Below are 2,308 nucleotides of genomic sequence, written 5' to 3' on the forward strand. Positions count from 1 at the left end.
ACACTTTGTGGATTGGGACGGCCGGCGGCGGTATCAGCCGGTACCGGGACGGTAAGTTCGAGACGTTCGACACCAGGCGCGGACTTTCGAACGATTCCGCGCTTGCTTTTTACGAGGATTCTTCCGGCGCGCTCTGGATAGGCATCAATGGAGGCGGCTTGAACCGCTTCAAAAACGGACGCTTTATCGCCATTTTCGACGCTTTCTCGCAGGCGGACAGTTCCACTACCCGAAAATTCGGCGGCACAGGTCTGGGGCTCGCCATCTGCTATCGCCTCGTCCAGCTTATGGGCGGAAACATCTGGGTCGAAAGCGAGGAAGGCCGTGGCAGCCAGTTTCATTTCACGATTCGCGCCGGTTTTCCCCAATCCAAAGGACATTCGCAGACGGGCGAAGTGCCCGGACTCGCCGGGGGTTCCATTCTGGTTGTGGAGGATCATGTCACCGGCCGCCGCATCCTGTGCGAGACTTTAGTGCGCTGGGGACTGCCGCGGTTGCCGTTCCCGACGTGGCGCAAGCATTGGCCACGCTGCGCCAAGCCAAAGACGGCGGCACTCCGTTTTCGCTCGTGTTGACCGATATCCGCCTGCCGGTGGTAAAGTCACTCCGGACGGAACGCATACTGCCTCTTCCCCCACTACGATTGAGGGGTCGGGCGATATTTTTCAAACCGGCCTCGGCACATTCGTAGCCGGCAACACTTATACGCTTTCTTTCTGGGCCGGTCGGCCGAGGACGGAGCCCGACGGCGTTACCGCAGTCACTGGTTTTGAGCCGGCTGTTCGGGTCCTGCCAATCTGTCGATGAACTTCGACATCGCACCCGCTGTCCCTGAGCCATCTTCACTCTTGTTGATGTTCTCCGGACTCGGCCTAGCCGGTCTGGCTCTGGTACGGAGGCGTCGCCTAGCGCAAAGCTAAAGTCGCTTCATCCACCGCAGCGTGTGAGTTCGGCCGGTCCGGAAACTGGACCGGCCGTTCGTCGTCGTTACGGCTTTTGAGTTTCCGCTTTGCTCCGCACAGCGACTGCGCGCGCGTCCGAAGCAGCCTGCACCGCTTGCCGCGCGCTATCGATTACTCCTTTGAAGTTCTTCCCCGCGTAGAACGATTCGGCTTGGTTCAAATATGTCTGCGCCTTATCGAGAGCTTGCCCTGCCCCGTCGGCTCGCGCGATTTGCACCGCGTTTCGCGCCTGGTAAAGTTTCACAACCGCTTCGTATTCCTCCATGGAAACGCCCGGCTTCGTTTTCATGTGGGCGGAAGCTAACTGTGCGGCCTGCACGTTCAGCGTGTACTGCCCGCGCGGCATGAGTTCGTACTTGGCTTTCACTTCTTCCACTCGCCCAACGGTATCGGGCCGGACCGAACTCTCCACCGCCACGACATCGCTCGGGTACTGCACCGAAAAATATGGTTCTGCCGTCAGCAGCAGCCCAAACGTAGATTCGGGCGATGTGACCTGCATACTCGCCTTCTCGGAACCGTTGGCGATCACTTCTCCCAAATTGATCGCGCGGCCGGCCGGCGTAATGGCCCACAGAACATAGGTCAGGAATTCCGAGCCGAATTGAGTAGGCGGCTCGAGGTGTTTTATGTTGAGGGCGATTTTCGTGTATCCGTTCTTGACTTCGACAATCGCTTTTCCTTCCGCCTTGGGCAGCAGCAAGGTTCCTTTGAGATCGATCTCGGTAGGCCCGCTGTGCCGCTGGAAGTTCACTGCCTCAAGCGACCGCTGCACTACGGTCACTCGATAAATGGGAACGCTGTGGTTGGGCTGGTCCTGTTGCCCGAAGACCGGAAAACCCAATGCGCTTAGAACGATGGACAATGCGAATAACCGAGGCATATCTCTCCCAGCCGATAGACGCGGCTCTACATGGCCATGTAACAATTGATCTAGCATCTTAGGGACGACCATCGGCATCGACATAGGAGATCAGGGAAGTCCAGTGTTTTTGCGCGAGTACATCCAGACCATCAAGCGGGAAGATCCGGCCGCGAAAAGCAGCCTGGAGATAGTGTTGTGTTATCCAGGGCTGCACGCGGTGCTGCTGCACCGGCCTGCGCACTGGTTGTATCGCCGCCGGTTGTACGTTCCGGCGCGTTTCCTTTCCAACCTGGCGCGGTTTTTGACCGCGATCGAGATCCATCCGGGCGCGAAAATCGGAAAGCGCTTGTTCATCGATCACGGGCTCGGCGTGGTGATCGGCGAAACCGCTGAGATCGGGGACGACGTTTTGCTTTACCAAGGCGTGACTTTGGGAGGCACAGGCGGCGAGCGCGGCAAACGGCATCCTACGATCGGCAGC

General features: G+C 58.7%; 3 protein-coding genes. 2 read left to right on the forward strand and 1 reads right to left on the reverse strand.

The window, feature by feature from the left end:
• Positions 1–575: ATP-binding protein (locus tag VGK48_03525; GenBank protein HEY2380233.1), on the forward strand; the 575-nt coding region annotated here is incomplete at its 5' end.
• Between the two features lie 412 nt (positions 576–987).
• Here VGK48_03525 and VGK48_03530 read toward each other — a convergent pair.
• Positions 988–1,845 carry a DUF4398 domain-containing protein gene (locus VGK48_03530; protein ID HEY2380234.1) on the reverse strand — a complete coding sequence of 286 codons (858 nt, stop codon included), beginning with the start codon at positions 1,843–1,845 and terminating at the stop codon, positions 988–990.
• Positions 1,846–1,948: 103 nt separating this feature from the next.
• Here VGK48_03530 and epsC point away from each other — a divergent pair.
• Positions 1,949–2,308 (forward strand): serine O-acetyltransferase EpsC (gene epsC / locus VGK48_03535; protein ID HEY2380235.1); only part of this gene is annotated, 360 nt, incomplete at its 3' end.

It is taken from the genome of Terriglobia bacterium (assembly GCA_036496425.1).
In the GTDB taxonomy this organism is placed as follows: domain Bacteria; phylum Acidobacteriota; class Terriglobia; order 20CM-2-55-15; family 20CM-2-55-15; genus 20CM-2-55-15.